Raw genomic sequence first — 21,042 nt, 5'->3', positions numbered from 1 at the left:
TGGTGATCGTGCCTATCCGACGGACACGGTGTACGCGCCGGTTCCCTGTCTCGTCGCGATCCGGACCCGGTACAGGCCGGCGTCGCCGGTGTACCGGAGCACCTCGGTGGAGCCGTCGGCGACGCCGCTGGCCACCGTGTTCCAGGTCAGGCCGCTCCACTTCTCCAGGGAGAGGTCGAAGTCGGCGTCGCCGGGGCCGGTCAGGCAGACCGTCTGCGGGCCGGCGTCGGCCCGGAAGGACCCGCCGTCCGGCTGGACCACCTCGTCGCCGGTGCCCAGCTCGCCGGTGAACGCGGCGTCCGCGTTCCGGCAGGCCACCGGCCGGTTGACCGCGCCGCTGTCACCGCCGCCGTTGCTGTTTCCGTTGCTGTTTCCGTTGCCGTTGCCGTTCCCGTTGCTGCTGCCGTTCCCGCCGTTGCTGCTGCCGCGGTTGCCGCCGCCGGTACCGGTGTTGCTGCTGCCGCCGCCGGGGTTCGGGGCGGCGCCGCTGCCCGGGTCGACGGCCGGCGGGCCGATCTGCTGGCCCGCCCCGGCGACCGCGCCGCCGGCCCGGGCCACGGCCACGGCGCCGCCGCCGGCACTCGCGTTGGCCTCGGCGTTCGCCCCACCGCGCAGGACCAGCAGGTTCAGGCCGACCCGGTCGAGCACCTCGGTGACGGGCTGGAAGAACGTCGTGCCGCCGACCACGCAGTCGCCCGAGCCGCCGGAGGTCATGCCCTGGGCCTGGGTACCGGAGAAGAACGGCCCGCCGGAGTCGCCGGGCTCGGCGCAGACGCTGGTCCGGGTCAGCCCCGGCACCGCGCCCTCGGCGTAGTTGACCGTCGCGTCCTTGGACTGGATCACCCCGCACCGGGTGCCGGTGGTCGAGCCGGACCGGCAGACGGTCGTGCCGACGGGCGCCTCCGCGGCGCCGGTCACCGGGATCAGGCCGCGCTCGGTCGCCACCGCCGGGATCGGCGTGAACGTGGACGCGGTCCGGATGAAGCTGAAGTCGTCGCCGGGGAAGGACGACACCCCGAACAGGCCCTGGAACTGCTCGTCGGCGCCGGCCGTGGTCCGCTGGCCCGCGGTGCCGCAGTGCCCGGCGCTGACGAACCCGCCCTGCACGGCGAAGCCGACCGAGCAGCGGGCGGCGCTGTTGATCAGGTACGGGTCCGCGCCGCGCACGTCGATCAGCGGCCGGGGCCGCTCGGCCGAGCGGACCACCCGGATGCTCGGGCCGGGGGCGCCGTTGCGGTACGCCCACGAGCTGGCCCGCTGCTCCTGGCCGGGCGCGGCCAGCACCACGACGCTGTTGCTGGCCGGGTCGACGTACCAGCCGGCGGCGCTGCGCGAGCCGATGTTGCGGGCCCGGCTGTCCAGGTCCGCCTTGACCGTGGCGAGCTGCGCCGCGTTGTACCGGACCAGCTTCGGCGTGCCGCCGGCCCGGCGGACGGCGTTGGCCGTGCGCCGGTCGGTGACGCCGACGTTCAGGGTGCGGCCGTTGCCGGTGGCCCAGGTACCGGAGAACAGGCCGGCGGGTCCGGCGGCGCCACCCGCACCGCCGAGCGCGCCGATCAGGCCGGCGATGCCGGCCGCGCCGTCGGCGATCTGCCCGGCGTCGACGTTCCCGCCGCCGCCGTTGTTCGCCGCGCCGTCGGCCGCGCCCGCGCCGGCCGCGGCGCCGAGCTGGATGAGCTGGGCGATGAGCGCCGGGTCGAAGCCGCCGGCACCGCCGCCGCCCGCGTTCCCGCCGCCGTCGTTGCCGCCGCCCCGTTTGGCGGCGCCGGCGATCAGGCCCGCGATCTGCCCGATGTCGACCTTGCCGCCGCCGCCCGCGGCGGACCTGCCGCCGGCCGCGCCGGCCAGGTCGCCGAGCCCGGCGTCGACCCGGTTGCCGGTGTCGGCGAGCGTGGCCTCGCGCTGGACCCGGGCGGCCGCCGCGCGCGGCGAGAGCTTCAGGTCGCGGGCGACGAACTGGACGTACGGGGAGCCGGCCCCGTCGTCGTCCTGCTCGGCGAGCGCCGGGACGGTCACCGCGGCCGCCGCAACGACGGCCACCCCGACCACCGCCGCGACCCGCACACGCCCGGTGTCCATCGGTCTCCTCTCCGGCGCAACCCCGGGGAGGAGGGGATCGCCTGTGCCGGGGAGTACGCGGGACCACGGGGTCCGGATGAACGGGTCCTGTGTGACGTAGATCACATTCACGAACCGGGGTCGGAGGTGAGCCGTGCGGCCGACAGACAAAACGCGCAGGGGCCCCGGCACGTCGCGTACCGGGGCCCTGCGCTGACCATCGGGGGATTCGGACGGGTACGTCCGGGTGAGCTAGACGTACCGGAAGGCGCTGCCGCCGTACGTTGTCGTCACCCCGCCCGGCGTGGTCACCTGCACGTGGTACGTGCCCGCGGTCCGCTTGCCGAGCGTCGCCACGACCCGGCTGTCCGACTGCCGGCTGAACGACACCGACTGCCCGCCGACCGTGACCCGGCTGGCCGCGGTCAGGTTCGTCCCGTTGATCGTGACCAGCGTCTTCGCCGCCGAGGACGCCGCGCTGCCCACGCTCAGCGACGCCAGGGTCGGCGCCGCCGGGGCGGTGTAGGTGAAGTTCACCGCGTTGCTGGTCCCGCCCGGCGTGGTCACCCGCACCAGCGAGACGCCCGCGCCGGCCGCCTTCGGCATGGTCACCTTCACCTGGGTGTCGGAGACCTTCGCCATCGTGACCTTCGCGCCGTTCGCCGTGGCGCCGGTCGCGTCGGTCAGGTTGGCGCCGGTGACCAGCACCGACGTGGTCGCGTACGTCCAGCCCGTGCTGGTGCTGAGCGAGGACAGCGTCGGCGCGGACGGGGTCGTCCGGGTCACGGTCACGCCCTGGCTGGAGCCGGCCGTGTTGGTCAGCACCAGGGCGAAGCTGCCCGCGGCGCCGGCCGGGACCGACACCTTCGCCGAGGTCGCCGAGACCTTGGTGAAGGTCGCCTTGGTACCGCCGAGCGTGGCCCCGGTGACCCGGTCGAGCGCCTGCCCGGTCACCACGACCGTGGACGCCTTGTAGTACGGCACGCTGCTCGGCGTCACGCCGGTCACGGTCGGCGCCGGCGGGTTGGTGTACCCGTAGGACTGCGCCCCGCTCGCGCCGAGGGCGTTGGCCAGCCGCACGTCGTACGTGCCCACCGGCTGCGGCGGCACCTTGAACGTCAGCGACGTCGCCGAGACCACCTTCACGCCGGTCGCGGTCTTGGTGCCGACCGTGACCTTCGGCGTCGCGCCGGTGAAGTAGTTGCCGGTCGCGGTGACCGTCTCGCCGCCGAAGACCAGGCCGCTGCTCGCGCTGAGCGAACTCAGCAGCGGCGGCGGGTTCTGGTACGTGAACTTCGTCTGGGTGCCGACGTCGCTCGTGCCGCCCGAGCTGGTCGCCCGCACGTCCACCACGCCGTTGCTGCCGGCCGGCGTCCGGAAGGTGAGCCGGGTCGAGCCGCTGACCAGGGCGCTCTGCAGGTTCGTCGCGGCCGCGCCGCCGACCGTCACCGAGGTCACGTCGGCCAGGCCGGAGCCGGTCAGCGTCACCTCGGTACCGCCGGTGTTGGCGCCCTTGACCGCCGACATCGACGCGATCGACGGCTTCATCGCCACCGGGGTGGCCGGGGTGGTGATGCCGCGCACGGAGTACGCCGCGTCCACCCGGCTGAGCACCCAGGACCAGGACAGCTTCGCCTCGCCCGCGTTGCCCCAGTTGCCGCCCCACGAGTTGCGGACGGTGATGCCCTGGCTGTCGTACGCGAAGGCCGCCATCATGTGCCCGCCGAGCATGCTGCCCGAGGCGGAGTTGTAGATGGTGTGCGCGCCGAGGGCGCTGAAGTTGCTGTACACGGGCATGCCGATCGCGACCGGGTTGCCGGACGCCATCGCCGCCATCATCGCCTCCTTGGCGGTGGTGGTCTGCCCGGCGCCCAGCCACAGCCGGGTCCAGCCGCTGACCCGGTAGTTGGCCGCGTTCGCGATCTGCGCCGTGGTCGGCGCGGTCTGGTAGTTGTAGTAGCCCTGGAAGTAGTCGGCCTGGGTGTCCACGCCGGAGTTGGTCGCGGTCTGCAGCGCGTAGTCCGGGTTGGTGCCCGCGTTCGGGGCGCCGCCGGCGGCCACGGTCCGCATGTACAGGTACAGCGGCGCGTACGGGGCGCCGGAGCCGCCCGTCCGGTTCGCCCAGTACCCCATGATGTTGTGCGCGATCGACCACGACACGCAGGAGCCGATCTGCCCCTGGTTGCCGATGGCGGGCGCCCACTGCCGCAGGTCCGCCGACTCCGGCAGGACCTCGAACGCCTTCGAGGTGGGCTTCTTGGCGACGGCCCGGCCGACGGTCTTGACGTACCCGCCGACCTGGACCTTGGGCTTCGGCGCCGGCCTCGCCGGGGCCGCCGAGGCGGCCAACGGCGCGAGCGGCGCGGTGAACAGGGCGACGAGCAGGCTGACGCCCAGCCGATGGATCGGGCGCATCCATGCACCTCCGGGGGGGGAGAGGGGTCCGCACCGCACGGCCGTGTGGCCGCACGGGATTGCTGCGTTCCTGCCTCCGCCGGGGTGGTCGTCGGAAGTGCATGGTTGATCGGGGGGTGGCACCCCCTACCTGAGAAAACGCTCCGCGGTTGTGGCGTAGCTAACCGTTATGCAACCGAACGCGGGGGGTCGGGCGCGGTTGTCGGGCGCTGGTTTCGGGCGCCGGGCATCGAGCACTGGCTGTCGTGCGCGCTGTGGGATCGAGCGCGGGGTGATCGGGCGCGGGGTGATCGGGCCTCGGGCGATCGGGCCCCGGGGCGATCGGGCGTCAGGCGATCGAGCCCGGGGCGGCCACCGCGACGGGGGGCGGGGTCGCGAGCAGGTGCGGCGGGAAGACCAGGTGCAGGCTGGTCCCCTCCCCCGGCCGGTCGGTGAGCGCCAGCGTGGCGTGGTGCACGTCCAGGATCTGCTTGGTGACCGCGAGGCCGGCGTCCGGCTGGCCGGGCGCCGGGGTGGCGATCGCCCCGCGGTAGAGGTGCTCGAACAGGTGCGGGTGGGCGCCGCCGGGCGCTTCCAGGTCGTCCAGCCGCAGGCCCGGCGCGGGCTCGCCCTCGGTGGTCACCCGGACCCGGCCGTGCTCCGGGGTGAACTTCACCGCGGCGAACAGCAGGTGCGCCAGCGCCTGCTCCAGCCGGACCGGGTCGGCGAGGATGGGCAGCTCGGGGCCGTCCGGGTGGAGGATGCCGATGCCCTTCATCCCGGCGATCGGCCGGACCGCCTCGACCGCCCGGGCGGTCAGCCGGGTCAGGTCGACCATCCGCAGCCGCAGCCCGGCGCCGTCGCCGCCGACCACGGCCAGCACGGTGTCCACCAGGGCGCGCAGCTCGCCGGCGTTGGCCCGGACCACCCCGGCCGCCCGGGCGGTCAGGTCGGGGTCGGGCGCGATCCCGGCGGCGAGCAGGTCCAGGTACGCCCGGACGTCGGCCAGCGGCCCGCGCAGGTGCGCCCGGACCAGGTGCACGACCTCGTCGAGCCGCTGGTCCACCTCCTGCTGGTGGTGGCTGACCGCGCTGATCCGGCCGGCGGCGTGGCGCAGTTCGAGCTGGGCGGTGACCTGCCGGGCCAGCGCCCGCAGGGCGCGCATCTGGTCGACGCTGAGCCGGCGCGGCTGGGCGTCCACGACGCAGAGCGTGCCCAGCGGGAAGCCGTCGCTGGTGACCAGCGGCGCCCCGGCGTAGAACCGGATGCCGTGCTCGTCGGTGACGGCCGGATTGCCGGCGAACCGGGCGTCCCGCGTCAGGTCGGGCACCACCATCAGGTCCCGGCCGAGGATCGCGTACGCGCAGAAGGACAGGTCCCGGCTCGTCTCCTGCATGTCCAGGCCGAGCTTCGCCTTGAACCACTGCCGCTCGGCGTCCACGAGGCTGACCAGCGACATCGGCGTGCCGCAGACCCGGGCGGCGAGCGCGACGATCTGGTCGAACTCCTCCTCCGGCGGGGTGTCGAGCACGTCCAGGGAGCGCAGGCGGGCCAGCCGGGCTTCCTCGTTGTCCGGCTGCGGCGGACGGGTCGGCTCGGCCATCGGGCATCTCCTCGGCGCTCGGGTCGCCGGTGGTCCCGGCGGGCCGTTCGGGCAAACCACCTGGCACTACGACAGGTAGGCACACCACTACCCATCGTAGTGCCAGCGGAGTACTGTATGAGCCGATCGGTGCGCGAGGGGGGACGCAGATGGCGCTGATTCTCGCCGCGGACGATGAGCCCGCAGCGCGGGAGATTCTCACCCGCGTGCTCACGGAGGCGGGCCATCGCGTGCTCGCGGTGCCCGACGGCGAGACCGCCCTGCGGGCGTTCCGCGAACACCGGCCCGACCTGGTGCTCACCGACGTGGACATGCCGCTGATCAACGGCTTCCTGCTCTGCGACGAGATCCGCCGCGACCCCGACCGCCCGCACACCCCGGTGGTCCTGGTGACCGGCGTCATCGACCCGCGCGACCACCGGGCCCGCGAGGTCGGCGTCTCCGCGGTACTGGTCAAGCCCTTCGGCCCGGCCGACCTGCTGACGACCGTCGCGGGCTACCTGCGGCCCGGCGCGGGCCCGCCGCCGCTGGCGGCCGCCGGCCCGGCGGGCGCGCCCGGCCGCGCCGACCCGGCCGCCGGCGCCTGATTCCGCGGTTTTGCGGTACGGGGTCCGGTCGATGCCCACCCGCGGCCTTCGGGCAATTCAGGGTGATTGGGGGCACAGCCGGCGGGAGCGCGTTAGCGTTGAGGGATGCCGAAGGCCGTGTGGAACGACGTGGTCGTCGCCGAGAGCGACGACATCGTGGTGTTGGAGGGCAACAAGTACTTCCCGCGCGCGTCGGTGCGCGAGGACGTCCTGAGGCCGTCCGAGAAGCACACCGTGTGCCTCTGGAAGGGGCGCGCGTCGTACTACTCCCTCGAACTCGACGGCGAGCGCGCCGAGAACGCCGTCGTCTACTATCCGGAGCCCAAGCCGGACGCCCGGACCATCGCCGACCGCGTGTACTTCACCCGCGACATCAAGATCCTGGACTGAGTCCGCCCGCCGCCCGGGAGCCGGCCCACGCCGCCCGCTCCCGGCGGCCCGCGCCCGCTCCCCCCTTCCGCCGCCGCCCGGCTCCCACCGCCGCCCGGCGCGCGCCGCCGTTCCCCGCCCGCGGCCCGCGCCGCCCGGCGGCCCGCCGGGCTCCCGCACCGGCTTCGGGGTGATCGTCGCAACCCTGCCGCCCCTCCGCAGGCAGTGACGGACGTGCTAGCGTCCCCGTTTTGCCGTCACCTTCGACAACGGCAACCACCCCCGATTGACCTCGAAGGATCACCATGACCATCGGCCGACAGCCACCCATCGGTCCCCCCGACGCGACGCACACGCCGCGGTACGTCAACGCCAGCACCTTCGCCCGGCTCCCCCGGCTCGACCAGGTCGGCCGCGCCGACATCGCGGTCGTCGGGGTGCCGTTCGACTCCGGCGTGACCTACCGGCCGGGGGCCCGGTTCGGGCCGAACCACATCCGGCAGTCCAGCATGCTGCTGCGCCCGTACCACCACCTGCTCGACCTGGCGCCGCTCACCGACTTCCAGATCGCCGACGCCGGCGACCTCGCGGTCAACCCGTTCGACATGGACGCCACCATCGAGCTGATCGCCGACGGCGCCCGCGACCTGCTCGCCACCGGCGCCCGGCTGATGACGCTCGGCGGCGACCACTCGATCGCCCTGCCGCTGCTGCGGGCGGCGGCCGAGCGGCACGGCCCGCTCGCCGTGGTGCACTTCGACGCCCACCTGGACACCTGGGACATCGACTTCGGCAAGTGCCACTCGCACGGCACCCCGTTCCGGCGCGCGGCCGAGGCCGGCTACCTGGACCGCAACCACTGCCTGCACATCGGCATCCGCGGCCCGCAGTTCGACAAGGCCGACCTCACCGCCGACGCCGACCTGGGCTTCGAGATCGTGTACGGCGAGTGGCTCGACGACCTCGGCGTCGACGGCGTCGTCGAGCGGATGCGGGCCCGGCTCGGCGACCGCCCGGTGTACGTCTCGGTGGACATCGACGTCCTCGACCCGGCGTTCGCCCCCGGCACCGGTACGCCCGAGTGCGGCGGGCTGACCAGCCGGGAGCTGCTGGCGATCCTGCGCGGCCTGGCCGGGCTGAACGTCGTCGCGGCGGACCTGGTCGAGGTGGCGCCGGCGTACGACCACGCGGAGATCACCGGGATGGCGGCGGCCCGGCTGGCGTACGAGCTGATCTCGGTGATGGCCGCCCACCTGGCCGGCCGGACCCCGACCCCGCTCGCCGAACCGGCCCTCCTCGCCCCGACCTGCTGAACCGTTGATCGGGGAGGGCGGGCCCGCCCTCCCCGACCTCAGGTGGCGCCGAGGTGGGCGAGGAGCGTCTGGTGGGCGGCCCAGCCGTCCGGGAACCGGGTCGGCGTGTCCAGGTGGACCGGCTCCCGGGACGGGTGGGCGTCCAGCAGCTCCGCGATCCCCGCCCGGGCCACCACCACGCACGCCTGCCGATGCCGGCTGGCCAGCACGCACAGCCGCCCGGCCTCCAGGTGGAACGCCGTCGCGTCCCGCCGCCCGGACAGCGGGTGCAGCACGATCGTCACGTCGTACTCCCGGCCCTGGAGGCGGTTGGCCGTGTCCACGGTGACCGCGGCGGCGCGCGCGGGCAGGGCCGCGCGGATCGCCGCTACCTGGTCGCGGTGGGCGGCGCCGACCGCGATCCGGTCCGCGGTGACCGGCGCCGTCGCCCGCTCGCAGGTCGCGGTGGCGCCGCGGTCGAGCAGGCGGGCGGCCAGGTCGGCGCAGGCGCGGACCGCGGCGGCGTCGGTGCGCGGGGTGTGCCCGGCCGGCAGCTCGTACAGGCCCCAGCCGGTGTCCGCCGCGGCGGCGAGGGCGGCGTCGGCGGCGTCCCCGCCGCCGGGCGGCAGGTCCAGCTTGCGGTCACCGGGCGCGGTGCCGGCGGCGAACGGGGCGTCAGGGTAGAAGGCGTCGGCGACCAGGCCGGCCGCGGACGGCGGGAGCCGCCAGGAGACCGGCAGGCGGTGGACGGGCAGGTCCGGGTTGTGCCGGAGCAGGACGGCGACCGCGCTCTGCATCGGGTCCCAGGTCAGGCCGGTCCAGCGGGCGGTCTCCACGGTGGAGAACGGGTCGAGCTGGCCGGGGTCGCCGACGAACAGCGCCCGGTCGAACCGCGGGGCGACGCGCAGCAGGGCGTCCGAGCGCATCTGGTACGCCTCGTCCACGATCGCCCACGGCCACCGGCCCTCGGCGACGGTGGCCCACTTGGCCGCGGTGCCGATGGTGACGGCGGGCGCGTCGAGGTCGGCGACCTTGGCGGCCACCCGGACGTTGCGGTGCCGGGCGACCCGGTCGGCGGGGCGGTAGTCGGCGGCGGACAGCCGGCCGAGCCGCAGCCGGTCGTCCGCGGCGGCGAGCCGGTCGATCAGGTCGTCGACCTGCTCGTTGGTCTGCGCCACCAGCATCGCGGGGGCGCCGGTGGCGGCGAGTTCGCGGGCGGCCCGGACGACCAGCGTGGACTTGCCGGCGCCGGGCGGGGAGTCGACGACCACGCCGCGGTGGGCGCCGCCGAGCAGGTCGGCGAGGACGGCGTCGGTCACCTGCTGGGCGCGGGCCGTCGGGGTCACGCCGGACAGCGTGCCACACCGCCACCGCGAACCGCCGCAGGCAACCCCGCCCTGCTGACGGAAGACGTGGGTGTGATCCACGCCACTCGAGGGCGGGCGCAATTGGGTCGGGCGGGGCAGGGTGGCGCGACTCGGGCGGCGGTCCGGGCGTTTCGGCACGGATGGGGCCGAACGACCGACTGGCGTTCTGTTTTGGTTAGGCTAACCTCACTCCGTGCCCGATGCCGCCCGCCCCGCCCTCGCCGGCGCCGACCTCGACCTCGGCTACCACCGGACGACCGTCGTGCACGGCGCCGGGATCGCCCTGCACCCCGGCCGGGTCACCGCGCTGATCGGCCCGAACGGCAGCGGCAAGTCCACCCTGCTGCGCGCCCTGGCCCGGCTGCACAAGCCGACCGCCGGCCGGGTCACCCTGGCCGCCGGCGCCGACGCGCTCGCCCTCGCCCCCCGCGACTTCGCCCGCCGGGTCACCCTGCTCGCGCAGAGCCGGCCCGCGCCGAGCGGGGTCAGCGTCCGCGACGTCGTCGGGTACGGCCGGCACCCGCACCGCGGCCGCTGGCGCGCCGACGACCCGGCCGGCGCCGCGGCGGTCGCGCACGCGATGGCCGTCACCGGGGTCACCGCGATGGCGCACCGCGGGGTGGACGAGCTGTCCGGCGGCGAGCGCCAGCGGGTCTGGTTCGCCTCCTGCCTGGCGCAGGACACCGGCACGATCCTGCTCGACGAGCCGACGACGTACCTGGACCTGCGCTACCAGGTCGAGGTCCTCGACCTGATCCGCGACCTCGCCGACGCCCACGGCGTCGCCGTCGGGGTGGTGCTGCACGACCTGAACCAGGCCGCCGCGGTCGCCGACGACGTCGTCCTGATGGACGGCGGGCGGGTGCGCGCGGCCGGGCCGCCCGCCGCGGTGCTCACCGCGGCCGCGCTCAGCGAGACGTACGGGATCACCGTCGAGGTGGCCGTCGACGCCGACTCCGGTCGGCTCACCTGCCGGCCGGTCGGCCGGCACAGCAGCCGGGCCGCGGCCGTCGCCCGCGCCGGCGAACGGAGAGAAGAGAAGTCATGATGCGCCTGCGTACGCTCGCCGTCCTGGCCGCGGCCGGGCTGGCCCTGGCCGGCTGCGGCACCACCGAGAAGCCGGGGGCGGCGGAGCCGTCGGCGACCGGCGGGCCGGTGTCGGTCACCGACAGCCGGGGAAAGCAGATCAAGCTGGAGCGCCCGGCGAGCCGGGTCGTGGCGCTGGAGTGGGGCGAGGCCGAGATGCTGGCCACCCTCGGCGTGATGCCGGTCGGCGTCGCCGACACCAAGGGGTACGCCACCTGGGTCACCGCCGCGAAGCTGGACCCGTCCGTCGCCGACGTCGGCACCCGCGGCGAGCCCAGCGTGGACGCGATCGTCAAGCTCCAGCCCGACCTGGTGGTGATGGAGGACGAGTCGAAGTCGCCGGTCGTGGCGCAGCTCGAGAAGTACGTACCGGTCATCGTCACCAAGGGCAGCGACGCCACCCGCAACCTCGACCGGCTGCGCGACGACTTCCGGCTGCTCGCCGCGGCGACCGGGACGTCGGCCGCGGCCGACCGCGAGCTGGCCGCGATGGACGCCGCGTTCGACGGGGTCAAGGGCAAGCTGGCCGCCGCCGGGCACGCCGGCAAGCCGTTCGCCATGGCCGACGGCTGGAAGGAGGGCAGCACGATCTCGATCCGGATGTTCGGCCGGGGCGCGCTGGTCTCCGACGTGGCGACCCGGGTCGGGCTGGCGAACACCTGGACCGGCAAGGTGGACGCACTGTGGGGCCTGGGGACCACCGACGTCGAGGGCCTGACCCCGCTCAAGACCCGGGACCTGCACTTCCTCTACAACGCCTCGGCCGGCGACGACGTCTTCGCCGCCGGCCTGAGCACGAACGCGATCTGGCGGTCGATGACCTTCGTGCAGAAGGGGCAGGTCCGCAAGCTCACGCCGGGCATCTGGACCTTCGGCGGCCCGGCCTCGTGCCGGCAGTACGCCGCCGAGCTGGTCAAGGTCTTCGGCGCTTGAGCGGCGGGCGCGGGCTCCGGGCGGGCGGCGCGGCCGTGGCGGCGGCCGCGGCCGCCCGGCCGGGCCCGCCCGCGCCCCCGCCGCCGCGGGCCGGGCGGCTCGCGGCGCTGTTCGGCGCGGGCACGGCCCTGCTGGTCGTGCTCGCGGCGCTGCACGTCACCCAGGGCACGTCCGGCGCGGGCGCGGCGGACGTGCTGCGCGCGCTCGCCGGCGCCGACCCCGGCACGCTGGACGTGCTCGTCGCCGCCCGGCTCCCCCGGCTGCTCGCCGCGCTGGTCGTCGGCGCGGCGCTGGGCCTGGCCGGGGCGGCGTTCCAGTCGGTCGCCCGCAACACCCTGGCCTCGCCGGACACCCTCGCCGTCAACGCCGGCGCCCACCTGGCGGTCGTCGCGGTGGCCGCGTTCGGGGTGGCGCTGCCGGTGCTCGCCGCGGGCGGGGTGGCGTTCGCCGGCGGGCTGCTCGCGGCCGCGTTCGTCCTGCTCCTCTCGGCCGGCGGCGCCGGCGGGCCGACCCGGCTGATCCTCGCCGGCTCCGCCGTCGCGCTCGCCCTCGGCTCGCTGACCATGCTGCTGTTGCTGCTGTTCGAGCAGGGCACGGTCGGCCGGTTCGCCTGGGGCAGCGGCACGCTCGTGCAGAGCGACCTGAGGGCGGTGACCCAGCTCGGCCCGATCGTGCTGGCCGCCGGGCTCGCGCTGGCCGCGCTCGGCCGCCGGCTGGACCTGCTGTCCCTCGGCGACGACTCGGCCGCCGTGCTCGGCGTCGCGGTCCGCCGCACCCGGCTGTACGCGGTGCTGCTCGCCGTCGCGCTGTCCGCCGCCGCGGTCGGCATCGCCGGACCGATCGGCTTCGTCGGGCTGTGCGCGCCGGTGATCGTCCGGCTGCTCGCCCGGGTCGTGCCCGGCCTCGGCCGGCACCGGGCGCTGCTGCCGGCCGCCGCCCTGTCCGGCGCCCTGATCATCGTCGGCGCGGACCTCGCCGTCCGCGCCCTGCTCGGCGCCCGGGCCGGCGTGGACCTGCCGGCCGGCGTGGTCACGACCGTGCTCGGCGCCGGCGTCCTGGTCTGGCTCGCCCGCGGGCAGCGCGACTCCGGCCCCACCCGGCAGCCGCCGGCGGGGAACCCGGCGGTGCTGCGCGGCCGGGGGTACGTTCGGCTCGTCCTCGCCGCCGCGGGCGTCGCGGTCGCCGGCGCGGGCGTGGCGGGGCTGCTGCTCGGCGACACGCTCGTACTGCTCGGCGACGTCGCCAACTGGCTCGGCGGCCGGACCGGCCGGGCGCTGACGTTCGTGCTCGACCAGCGGTACCCGCGGGTGCTCGCCGCGCTCACCGCCGGCGCCGCGCTGGGCATCGCCGGCACGGCCGTCCAGGCCGTCTGCCGCAACCCGCTCGCCGAACCGGGCCTGCTCGGCATCACCGGCGGCGCCGGGGTGGCGGCGGTCGCCCTGATCACGTACGCGCCGCTGGCCGGCGGCTGGACCATGGCCGGCGTCGCGGGCGCCGGCGCGCTGGCGGCGTTCGCCCTGGTGTACGGGCTGGCCCGGCGCCGCGACGGCCTGCGGGCCGACCGACTGGTGCTGATCGGCGTGGCGATCTACCACGGCACGTTCGCGGCGATCACGATGATCATCGTGCTGTCCGACCCGTGGAACACCGCCAAGGCGCTGACCTGGCTGTCCGGCTCGACGTACGGGCGGACGCTCGCGCAGGTGATCCCGGTCGCGGCGGCGCTGCTGCTGCTCACCCCGGTGATCGCGCTGCGCCGGCGCACCCTGGACCTGCTGTCCCTCGACGACGACACCCCGCGGGTGCTCGGCGTCCGGCTGGAGCGCAGCCGGCTGGTGATCCTGCTGGCCGCCGCGCTGCTCGCCGCCGCGGCGGTCGCCGCGGTCGGCGTGATCGGCTTCGTCGGCCTGGTCGCCCCGCACGCGGCGCGGGCGCTGGTCGGCGGGGCGCACGGGCGGGTCCTGCCGGTGGCCGCGCTGCTCGGCGCGCTGCTGGTCAGCCTCGCCGACACCCTCGGCCGGACGGCCATCGCGCCGGCCCAGGTGCCCGCCGGGCTGGTGACGGCCCTGGTCGGGACGCCGTACTTCGTCTGGTTACTGTGGCGCGCGAGGAGGAGCGGATGACGGCCGTGGCGGCGTGGAAGCGGTTCGACGTGGTGGTCGCGGAGGTGGCCCAGCTCTCGCCGACGTTCCGCCGGTTCACCCTGGTCGGGCCGGACGTGGCGGAGTTCGCCGACTGCGGGTACGACCAGCGGATCAAGGTCGCCTTCCCGGTCCCCGGCTTCGGCCTGACCGCGCTGCCCGACGGCGGCGACTGGTACGCCGGCTGGCGCGCCCTGCCCGACGACCGCCGCCCGCCGCTGCGCACCCTCACCGTCCGCGCGGTCCGCGCCGACCGCGGCGAACTGGACGTCGTCCTCGCCGTCCACGAGGGCGCCGCCGGCCCGGCGATGAGCTGGGCGGCCCTGGCCCGCCGCGGCGACCCGCTCGCCATCATCGGCCCGAACGCCGGCTACGCCGGCGACCACGGCGGCCGCGAGTTCCGCCCCGGCGACGCCCCGCACCTCCTGCTGGCCGGCGACGAGACCGCCGCGCCGGCGATCGTGTCCATCCTGGAGCGGCTGCCGGCCGGCGTCGGGCAGGCGCTCATCGAGGTGCCGGACCGGGCCGACGCCCTGCCGTACGAGGCGGCGGGCCCGCTGCGCGCGACCTGGCTGCCCCGCGGCGACGCCGAGCCGGGCAGCGCGCTGATCCCGGCCGTCCGGGCGGCGGTGCCGGCGGCGCCGGGCGGCGAGGAGGTCGCCGAGGTGGACGTGGACGAGGACGTGCTGTGGGAGGTGCCGGACCGGGGGCCGGCGGCGGGGCTGTACTGCTGGCTGGCCGCGGAGGCGGCGGTGGTGCGGACGCTGCGGCGGTACCTGGTGACGGACTGCGGGCTGGCCCGGGACCGGGTGGCGTTCATGGGCTACTGGCGCCGCGGCCGCGCCGAATCCGACTGACCGCCCCGGGCGGCAAATCGCTTGCCGGCCGGCCGGGAGCCGCCGATGATGACGGCCGGGATCGGCCCGCCGCCGGGCGGGGTGGGATCACCATCCCGGACAGGATCGGGACAACCATGGACGTCACCCGCCGCCGCGAGCTGGCCCGGCTTGCGCTCGACGGCTACCCGAGCGGCCCCGGCGCGCCGGTCCGGGCCACCGCGCGCGCCCTGGCCGGGGTCGGCGACGCCGCGGCCGTCGTGCTCGTGGAGGGCGTCAGCGACCTGATCGCCGTGGCCACGGCGGCGGGGTGCCTCGGCCGGGATCTCGACGCGGAGCGGGTGGCCGTCGTCCCGATCGGCGGCGCCCACGCGATCGGCCGCTTCCTCGCCGACCTCGGCCCGCTGCGCCCCGGGGTGCGCCTCGCCGGCCTCTGCGACCTGCCCGAGGCGGGGATCGTCCGGCGGGGGCTGGTCGCCGCCGGCGTCGGCCCGCCCCGCGCGCGGTTCGACCCGGCGCACCCGGGATTCCACGTCTGCGCGGCGGATCTGGAGGACGAGCTGATCCGCGCCGTGGGCGTCGACGGCGTCGAGGAACTCTTCGCGGCGCAGGGCGACCTCGGTTCGTTCCGGTCGCTGCAACGCCAGCCCGCCTGGCGGGGCCGGGAGACCGCCGAGCAGATGCACCGCTTCCTCGGCAGCGGCTCCCGGCGCAAGCTGCGCTACGCCCGGCTGCTCGTCGAGGCGGCGGCCCGCCGGGGTGCGCTGCCGCGGCCGCTCGACGCCCTCCTCGCCACCGTTCGACCGCGCTGACCCCGCCGCCGGGCGGGGATCGGCGGCGCCGCGGCGGCGGGCGGGCCGGCGCGGCCGGTCAACCGGCGGCAGCCGGGGCGGTGCCGGACGCGGCCGGCTCCTCCTCGGCCGGCGGGCCGCCGTGGGTCCACGGTGTCTCCTCGGGCGGCGGGAAGGCCGGCGGCGGCGCGAACGCGTCCGTCAGCGTCGTGTACGCCAGCCGCTCCCCCACCCCCGGCACCGAGCCGGGCTCCGGCGTGCGCCCCCGCCCCATCCCGCTGCGCAGTTCCAGCACCACGTCCCGGCCGGTCACCGAGATCAGCGTGGCCCGCTGCTTCGGCCGCTGCGGCGAGCACAGCGCCGTACCGGGCGGCAGGTGCACCGGGTCCGCCGAGCGCAGCAGCAGCCGCGGGCGCAGGACCGGGCGGCGGCCGGTGTCGTCGATCCGGGTCGGGTCGGCCAGCACCACCTCGCCGGCGAACGCCTCGCCGGACAGCCGGTACTCGGCCAGGACCAGCGGGTCGTCGTACGCCCGCTGCAGCGCGTACGCCGACGCCGCCCGCTCCAGCCGGTGCAGCCGCGCCGCCGCGCCGACCGCCGTGTCCCACCGGCGCTGCGGCGGGCCGCCGGCGTCGACGTGCGCCGCGTACCCGGTGAACGCGTCCCGGTCGGCGGCCCAGCGCGCGGCCACCGACGCCCCGGCCGGCAGGGCCGCGAGCAGGTCGTACGCCCGCCACACGTCCGCCCACACCGGGGCGAGCTGCCCCCGCAGCGCGGCGGCGAGCCGGTCCCCGGCGGCCGGGTCGCCGCGGTCGTACGCGGTCATCAGCGGCGCCAGCACGTCCCGGTCGAAGGTCGGGTCGGTGGCCGGGCCGGCGGGCGGGCAGGCGGCCGGGTCCTCGGCCGCGGCGGCGGCGCCCGGGCCGGTCCGGCCCTCGGGCGGGTCGATCCAGGCGAGCAGGGCGGCGAGGTGGGCGTCCTCGACGGCGCTCTGCCCGGTGGCCCAGTGCTCGGCGAGCGCGGCGGTCGCCGGGACGAGCAGGTCGGCGCCGGGCAGCTCGGCCCGGTCGGCGAGGAACGTCAGCCACCGGCCGAGCAGCGGCAGCTCCGGCGGGACCGGGTGCTCGCCGTCGGTCCGGCGGAACCGCAGCGACCGGCCGAGCAGGGCGACGAACGCGACGCCGCCGGGGTTCGGCAGCCAGAGCTGCGGGGCGTCGAGGTAGCGCTGGCGGACCTCCCGGCCGGGCACCTCCTCGGTCGGGCCGCGGTGGCCGTCGAGGTACGGCAGGATCTCCGCGGCCAGCGCGGCGGCGAACGCGAAGCGCAGCTCCCGGTTGCGCGGCTGCGGGACGACCAGCAGCCGGGGCGCCCGCCGGTCGGTGCCGACGAGCGCGGCCAGCGGCGCGTGCGCCTCGCCGGCCAGGACGAGCGGGACGCAGACCAGCGGGCGCGCCGCGACGTGCCGGTGCCGGACGGTGGTGGTCGGCTGGGCGACGCCCGCGGCGGCGGCCCTGGCCCGGGCCAGGGCGGTGAGCGCGCTCACGCCGGCCGCCCCGCCGCGGCCGGCGCGGCGAGGGCGTCGGCGCGGAGGCGGGCCGCGGCGCGCAGCAGCGCGGCCGCCTCCTCCTGCCCCGGCGCGGCGGGCGCGCCGTCGGCCAGCGCGAGCGCCGCCCGGACGTCGGCCACCCCGCCCAGCTCCTCCCGGACCGCGGGCCCGAGCGCGGCAGTGCTGCCGCTGGCCTCGGCCCGGCAGTGGTACGCCAGCTCGCACGCGGCCAGGCAGTCCGGCGCGTACCGGGCGGGCAGCGCGCCGAGGGCCGCGGCGACCTCGCCGGCCGGGCGCGGCGCGGCCGGGTCGCCGAGGTCCAGGGTGTACCCGGCGGGGAGGTCGGCGAGCAGGGCGTCCAGCCGGGTGAGCCGGCGGAGCTGGCGGCGCAGCACGGCGACCTGGCGGCGCAGGTCGAGGACGGCGCCCGCGGGCTGCTGGCCGAAGTCGCGCGGGCAGACCAGCAGGGCGTCGGTGGCGACCGCGGCCGGGTCGGCGCCGGCCGCGGTGAGCAGTTCGCGCAGCGCCAGCACGTACACGGCGGCCTGGGTCGCCGCGGCGGCCACCTTCGGCGGATCGGCGCGGCCGTCCAGGATCGGGAAGGACTTGATCTCGACGACGTGCAGCCGGCCGGCGACCCGGCAGGCCACCAGGTCGGGCTCCAGGTGGACCACCTGGCCGGCGACGGTCAGCCGCAGCAGCGGGTGGTCGACCAGGCCGGCGGTGCCGTCGGCGAGCGCGGCGCGGGTGCGGGCGTACCGGGCGGCGTGGTCGGCGCCGGACTCGCCGCCGAGGTCCTCGACCGGGCCGTCGACCGCGGCGCCGGGCAGCTTGGCGGCGATGACCCCGCGCAGGGCGGCGTACCCGTCGGCCTTGAGCCGCGCCTCGAACGCGTGCCCGCGAGCGATCGCGAACGGCGACTGCCCGTACCGGGACGGGTGCCCGACGTGCGCGGCCAGCGCGGTCTTGTCGACGCCGGCGGCGTCCACGACCGCCCGCCGGGCGCAGCCGGGGTTGCCGGTGAGCGCGGCGATGGTCCGGGCGTTGTGCCGCAGCGGGGCGGCGCGGCCCCGGACGCGGTCGAGCCGGGCGGCGACGGTGTCGGTCACGGCGGCCAGTATGCCGCCCCACCCCGACACCCGCCCGCCGCCGGGCCGACGCCGCCCGCCGGGCCAGCGACTGCCGGCGGTTCCGCCCGCCGGACCGGCGGGCAGCGAACGGTGGGTCAGCGGTGGACCGTGTGCTTCAGCTCCGCGATCAGCGCCGGCGACAGCGACGGCCCGGCGCTGGCCGCGAACCGGGTCATCTCGTACGCCACCGTGCCCAGGTTCGCGCTGCGGTCGGCGATCGCGCCGAGCACGCTGCCGGCGCTGATCGCCGTCATCAGCAGGTACCCGTCCGCCATGTCGATGATCACGCGGTTGAGCGCGCCGAGCCGGTACGTGCCGGCCACCCCGTACGCCAGCCCGGTCATCCCCGCCACCACCGCCGCGAGCCGCTCGGCGTGCCCGCGGTCGCTGACCGCCGACACCGCCATGAGCAGCCCGTCGGCGGAGACGGCGATGGCCTCGCGGACCCCGGCGCAGTGCGCGGTGAACGAGTCCAGCAGCCAGTTGAAGTTCTCCGCCTCGGGGCTGAGCCGGTCGCTCACCTCGTACGTCATGCCGCTGATCGGCTGCGCGTTCGTCACCGCCGCACCTCCCCGCTCGCCGGGCCGTACTCGTCCATGGCCCGCGCCACCCCCGACTCGAACTCCTCGACCAGCGCCCGGACGGCGGCCGGGTCGTGGGTCGGCGCCCCGGCCGGCGCCGGCTGCACGCCGACCGCCCGGGCCCGGGCCGGCAGCGTCGCGCCGGGGATCCGGCGGATCAGCCCGTCGTCGCCGGCGCGCTGCGCCGGGGCGGCGGGGAGGGGGATCGGTCTCGGTGCGGCGGTGGCTGGGAACACCGGCGCCTCCTCGCTGTTCTCGTACCGGGGTGCCCACGGCTCGGCCGCCGGGCGTTGCAGGGGGATGAAGCCGCTCCACGACGGGCCCTCGGTGACGGCCGCCCGGGCGCGGTCGAGCGCGGCGCCGGGCCGCCGGGGCGGCGCCGGACCGGGTACCGCCACCCGCGGCGGCACGTCGTCGGCGAGCAGCCGGGCGGGCAGCTCGATGATCGCCGTCGTACCGCCGCCGGGGTCCGCGGTGAGCCCGACCCGCAGCCGGTGCCGGCGGGCGAGCCGGCCGACGACGAACAGCCCGAGCGCGCCGGTCGGCGCCAGGTCGAGCCGCTCGCGCTGGCGCAGCCGGCTGTTCTCGGTGGTGAGCTGGCCCTCGCTGAGCCCGATGCCGGCGTCGGTGATGCGGACCCGGGCGCCGGCCCTGGTCTCCTCGGCGGCGACGGTCACCCGGCTGGTCGGCGGGGAGTACACGCAGGCGTTCTCGACCAGCTCGGCCAGCAGCAGCACCGCGTCCCCGGCGAGCGCCGGGACGACCGCCAGCGCGGCCGGGACCTCGATGTCGACCCGGTCGCCGTCCTCGATCTCGGCCAGCGCCAGCCGGACGATGTCGCGCAGCGCGCGCGGCTCGGTCGGCGGCTCGGTGCCGACCGCCCCGGAGATCACCACCAGGCTGCCGGCGTTGCGCCGCAGCCGGCCGGTGAGCTGGAGCAGCCGGGTCAGGTCGGCGCGCCGGACCGGGTCGGTCTCCGCGCCGGTCAGCGTCTCGATGCCGATCGTCTGCCGGGCGACGAGCGCCTGCGTGCGCCGGCCGACGTGGTGGAACATCTGGGCGATGTTGCGCCGGACCGCGACCTGCCGGTGCACCAGGCTGACCGCCGTCCGCTGCACGCCCTCGATGGCGCGGGCCAGCTCGCCGATCTCGTCCGGCGCGTCGGTGGCGACCGGGTCCAGCCGGACCGGGCGGGCGGCCTCGACCTCGTCGTCGACGACCCGCAGCAGCTCGTCCTCGGTGATCGCGGCGATCCGCTCGGCGGACGCGGTCAGCCGGGTCAGCGGCCGGACCACCCGGCGCCCGACGACCAGGCAGAACCCGACGACGAACACCGTGAGCAGCAGTACCCCGACGCCGACCAGGATCGCGCCGAGCACCTGCGCCCGGTAGTCCCGGTCGGCCAGCGCGGTGACGTCGCCGACGATCTGCTCGCTGACCACCCGGTCGGCGCTGCCCCGGTAGTACAGCGCGCGCAGCAGGTCCGGCAGCGCCTGCGCGCGCAGCGCGGGCCGCGGGTCGACGCCCGGCTCGGTGGTGACGACCTCGCCGACCCGGGCCACCCGGGTGTACAGGGTCTGCTGGGCGGGGGTGGCGAAGTGCCGGAACCGGTCGACGTCGGCGGCGAACACCGCCTGCGCGCCGTGGTACCGGGCGAGCAGGTGGTCGTACCGGGGGACGCCGAGCAGGAACGCGTACACGCCGGCGACGGCGAGCGCCTCGTCGGTGCGCAGGGCGGCGTCCAGGGCGTAGAGCTGGCGGCCGGTGCCGCCGTCGGTGCCGGCGCGCAGGCCGAGGGCGTCGATGAGCCCGCCGATCAGGCCGCCGTACCCCGGTACGACGGCGCGCGGGTCGGCGGCGGCCGGGGCGGCGTGCCGCGGGGCGTACCCGCCGACGGCGTCCAGGGCCGGGGCGAGCGCGACGCCGTCCGGCAGGTCCCGGGTGCGCAGGGCGGCCGCGCGGCGCTCGACCAGCTCGACCTGCGCCTGGAGCTGGGCGCGCGGCGCGGCGCCGACGCCGACCCCGAGCAGGACCAGGCGCTCCTGCTGGAGGGCCTGGATGAGCTGGCCGACGTCGGCGGCCAGGCTGGCCCGGGCGGCGGCGAGCGCCGCCCGGCCGGCGGTGTCGACCCGCTGGTTCACGACCGGCACGGCCAGGGCGATCACGGCGAGTAGCGGTACGGCGCTGAGGAGGCCGAGCTTCCCGCGGATGCGGAGTCGGCTCAGCAGCACGGGACCGCTCTCGTCCTCAACACCCACCCCGCCGTCCGCACCCAGGAATGTGGACCGCCCCGCCCGAGCACGGGGCGGTGCGGCGAGGATGAAGTTA

General features: G+C 76.9%; 16 protein-coding genes. 8 read left to right on the top strand and 8 right to left on the bottom strand.

What is annotated here, in order from left to right; all coding sequences use genetic code 11:
- Positions 1 to 12 precede the first annotated feature (12 nt).
- The 3 genes from IEY94_RS16765 to IEY94_RS16755 form a co-directional block, all read right to left on the bottom strand.
- Positions 13 to 2,079 carry a S1 family peptidase gene (locus tag IEY94_RS16765; RefSeq protein WP_189171128.1) on the bottom strand — a complete coding sequence of 689 codons (2,067 nt, stop codon included), beginning with the start codon at positions 2,077 to 2,079 and terminating at the stop codon, positions 13 to 15.
- Between the two features lie 231 nt (positions 2,080 to 2,310).
- Positions 2,311 to 4,473 carry an IPT/TIG domain-containing protein gene (locus IEY94_RS16760; RefSeq protein WP_189171127.1) on the bottom strand — a complete coding sequence of 721 codons (2,163 nt, stop codon included), beginning with the start codon at positions 4,471 to 4,473 and terminating at the stop codon, positions 2,311 to 2,313.
- A gap of 328 nt (positions 4,474 to 4,801) precedes the next feature.
- A complete protein-coding gene (locus IEY94_RS16755; protein WP_189171126.1) occupies positions 4,802 to 6,055 on the bottom strand; it encodes a GAF domain-containing sensor histidine kinase in 1,254 nt (417 codons plus the stop codon).
- 149 nt (positions 6,056 to 6,204) lie between these two features.
- Here IEY94_RS16755 and IEY94_RS16750 point away from each other — a divergent pair, with 149 nt between their 5' ends.
- From IEY94_RS16750 to speB, 3 genes are all read left to right on the top strand, one after another.
- Positions 6,205 to 6,642 (top strand): response regulator, encoded by a 438-nt coding sequence (locus IEY94_RS16750; RefSeq protein ID WP_229784118.1) that lies wholly within the window; start codon positions 6,205 to 6,207, stop codon positions 6,640 to 6,642.
- 105 nt (positions 6,643 to 6,747) lie between these two features.
- A complete protein-coding gene (locus tag IEY94_RS16745; protein WP_189171125.1) occupies positions 6,748 to 7,032 on the top strand; it encodes a DUF427 domain-containing protein in 285 nt (94 codons plus the stop codon).
- A gap of 284 nt (positions 7,033 to 7,316) precedes the next feature.
- Complete coding sequence (speB, locus tag IEY94_RS16740; protein WP_189171124.1) at positions 7,317 to 8,324, top strand: agmatinase; 1,008 nt, start codon at positions 7,317 to 7,319, stop codon at positions 8,322 to 8,324.
- A gap of 38 nt (positions 8,325 to 8,362) precedes the next feature.
- Here speB and IEY94_RS16735 read toward each other — a convergent pair whose 3' ends face one another.
- Positions 8,363 to 9,658 (bottom strand): AAA domain-containing protein, encoded by a 1,296-nt coding sequence (locus IEY94_RS16735; RefSeq protein ID WP_189171214.1) that lies wholly within the window; start codon positions 9,656 to 9,658, stop codon positions 8,363 to 8,365.
- Positions 9,659 to 9,863: 205 nt separating this feature from the next.
- Here IEY94_RS16735 and IEY94_RS16730 point away from each other — a divergent pair, with 205 nt between their 5' ends.
- The 5 genes from IEY94_RS16730 to IEY94_RS16710 all read left to right on the top strand — a co-directional run bounded on the left by IEY94_RS16730 (position 9,864) and on the right by IEY94_RS16710 (position 15,478).
- Complete coding sequence (locus IEY94_RS16730; RefSeq protein WP_189171123.1) at positions 9,864 to 10,718, top strand: ABC transporter ATP-binding protein; 855 nt, start codon at positions 9,864 to 9,866, stop codon at positions 10,716 to 10,718.
- Positions 10,715 to 11,689 carry an ABC transporter substrate-binding protein gene (locus tag IEY94_RS16725; protein ID WP_229784113.1) on the top strand — a complete coding sequence of 325 codons (975 nt, stop codon included), beginning with the start codon at positions 10,715 to 10,717 and terminating at the stop codon, positions 11,687 to 11,689. The genes IEY94_RS16730 and IEY94_RS16725 overlap by 4 nt, the downstream gene beginning before the upstream one ends.
- The gene (locus IEY94_RS16720) at positions 11,686 to 13,812 is read left to right on the top strand and encodes an iron ABC transporter permease (protein ID WP_229784111.1); all 2,127 of its coding nucleotides are present in this window, start codon (positions 11,686 to 11,688) and stop codon (positions 13,810 to 13,812) included. Before IEY94_RS16725 ends, IEY94_RS16720 begins: the two co-directional genes overlap by 4 nt.
- Complete coding sequence (locus IEY94_RS16715; RefSeq protein ID WP_189171122.1) at positions 13,809 to 14,687, top strand: siderophore-interacting protein; 879 nt, start codon at positions 13,809 to 13,811, stop codon at positions 14,685 to 14,687. The genes IEY94_RS16720 and IEY94_RS16715 overlap by 4 nt, the downstream gene beginning before the upstream one ends.
- A gap of 116 nt (positions 14,688 to 14,803) precedes the next feature.
- Complete coding sequence (locus IEY94_RS16710) at positions 14,804 to 15,478, top strand: TOPRIM nucleotidyl transferase/hydrolase domain-containing protein (RefSeq protein WP_189171121.1); 675 nt, start codon at positions 14,804 to 14,806, stop codon at positions 15,476 to 15,478.
- A 58-nt stretch (positions 15,479 to 15,536) separates the two neighbouring features.
- Here the strand turns inward: IEY94_RS16710 and IEY94_RS16705 are convergent, their stop codons facing one another.
- The 4 genes from IEY94_RS16705 to IEY94_RS16690 form a co-directional block, all read right to left on the bottom strand.
- On the bottom strand, positions 15,537 to 17,000 hold the full coding sequence (locus tag IEY94_RS16705; protein WP_189171120.1) for a hypothetical protein: 1,464 nt from the start codon (positions 16,998 to 17,000) through the stop codon (positions 15,537 to 15,539).
- A complete protein-coding gene (locus IEY94_RS16700) occupies positions 16,997 to 18,112 on the bottom strand; it encodes a hypothetical protein (RefSeq protein WP_189171119.1) in 1,116 nt (371 codons plus the stop codon). The genes IEY94_RS16705 and IEY94_RS16700 overlap by 4 nt, the downstream gene beginning before the upstream one ends.
- Before the next feature lie 116 nt (positions 18,113 to 18,228).
- Positions 18,229 to 18,666, bottom strand: a complete 438-nt coding sequence (locus IEY94_RS16695) for a roadblock/LC7 domain-containing protein (RefSeq protein WP_189171211.1) — start codon at positions 18,664 to 18,666, stop codon at positions 18,229 to 18,231.
- A gap of 23 nt (positions 18,667 to 18,689) precedes the next feature.
- The gene (locus tag IEY94_RS16690; protein WP_189171118.1) at positions 18,690 to 20,972 is read right to left on the bottom strand and encodes a sensor histidine kinase; all 2,283 of its coding nucleotides are present in this window, start codon (positions 20,970 to 20,972) and stop codon (positions 18,690 to 18,692) included.
- Between the last annotated feature and the right edge of the window lie 70 nt (positions 20,973 to 21,042).

Origin of the sequence: Pilimelia anulata (genome assembly GCF_014647895.1) — a bacterium.
Classification (GTDB): domain Bacteria; phylum Actinomycetota; class Actinomycetes; order Mycobacteriales; family Micromonosporaceae; genus Pilimelia; species Pilimelia anulata.
The sequence above is the reverse complement of the archived record's forward strand: the minus strand, read 5'-3'. Positions and strand labels throughout refer to the sequence as shown.

What these genes read in the sequence shown, in the direction of transcription:
- IEY94_RS16715 (WP_189171122.1), top strand. Translation starts at nt 13,809, where the DNA reads ATGACGGCCGTGGCGGCGTGGAAGCGGTTCGACGTGGTGGTCGCGGAG.
- IEY94_RS16760 (WP_189171127.1), bottom strand. Translation starts at nt 4,473, where the DNA reads ATGCGCCCGATCCATCGGCTGGGCGTCAGCCTGCTCGTCGCCCTGTTC.
- speB (WP_189171124.1), top strand. Translation starts at nt 7,317, where the DNA reads ATGACCATCGGCCGACAGCCACCCATCGGTCCCCCCGACGCGACGCAC.
- IEY94_RS16710 (WP_189171121.1), top strand. Translation starts at nt 14,804, where the DNA reads ATGGACGTCACCCGCCGCCGCGAGCTGGCCCGGCTTGCGCTCGACGGC.
- IEY94_RS16755 (WP_189171126.1), bottom strand. Translation starts at nt 6,055, where the DNA reads ATGGCCGAGCCGACCCGTCCGCCGCAGCCGGACAACGAGGAAGCCCGG.
- IEY94_RS16695 (WP_189171211.1), bottom strand. Translation starts at nt 18,666, where the DNA reads ATGACGTACGAGGTGAGCGACCGGCTCAGCCCCGAGGCGGAGAACTTC.
- IEY94_RS16725 (WP_229784113.1), top strand. Translation starts at nt 10,715, where the DNA reads ATGATGCGCCTGCGTACGCTCGCCGTCCTGGCCGCGGCCGGGCTGGCC.
- IEY94_RS16750 (WP_229784118.1), top strand. Translation starts at nt 6,205, where the DNA reads ATGGCGCTGATTCTCGCCGCGGACGATGAGCCCGCAGCGCGGGAGATT.
- IEY94_RS16765 (WP_189171128.1), bottom strand. Translation starts at nt 2,079, where the DNA reads ATGGACACCGGGCGTGTGCGGGTCGCGGCGGTGGTCGGGGTGGCCGTC.
- IEY94_RS16745 (WP_189171125.1), top strand. Translation starts at nt 6,748, where the DNA reads ATGCCGAAGGCCGTGTGGAACGACGTGGTCGTCGCCGAGAGCGACGAC.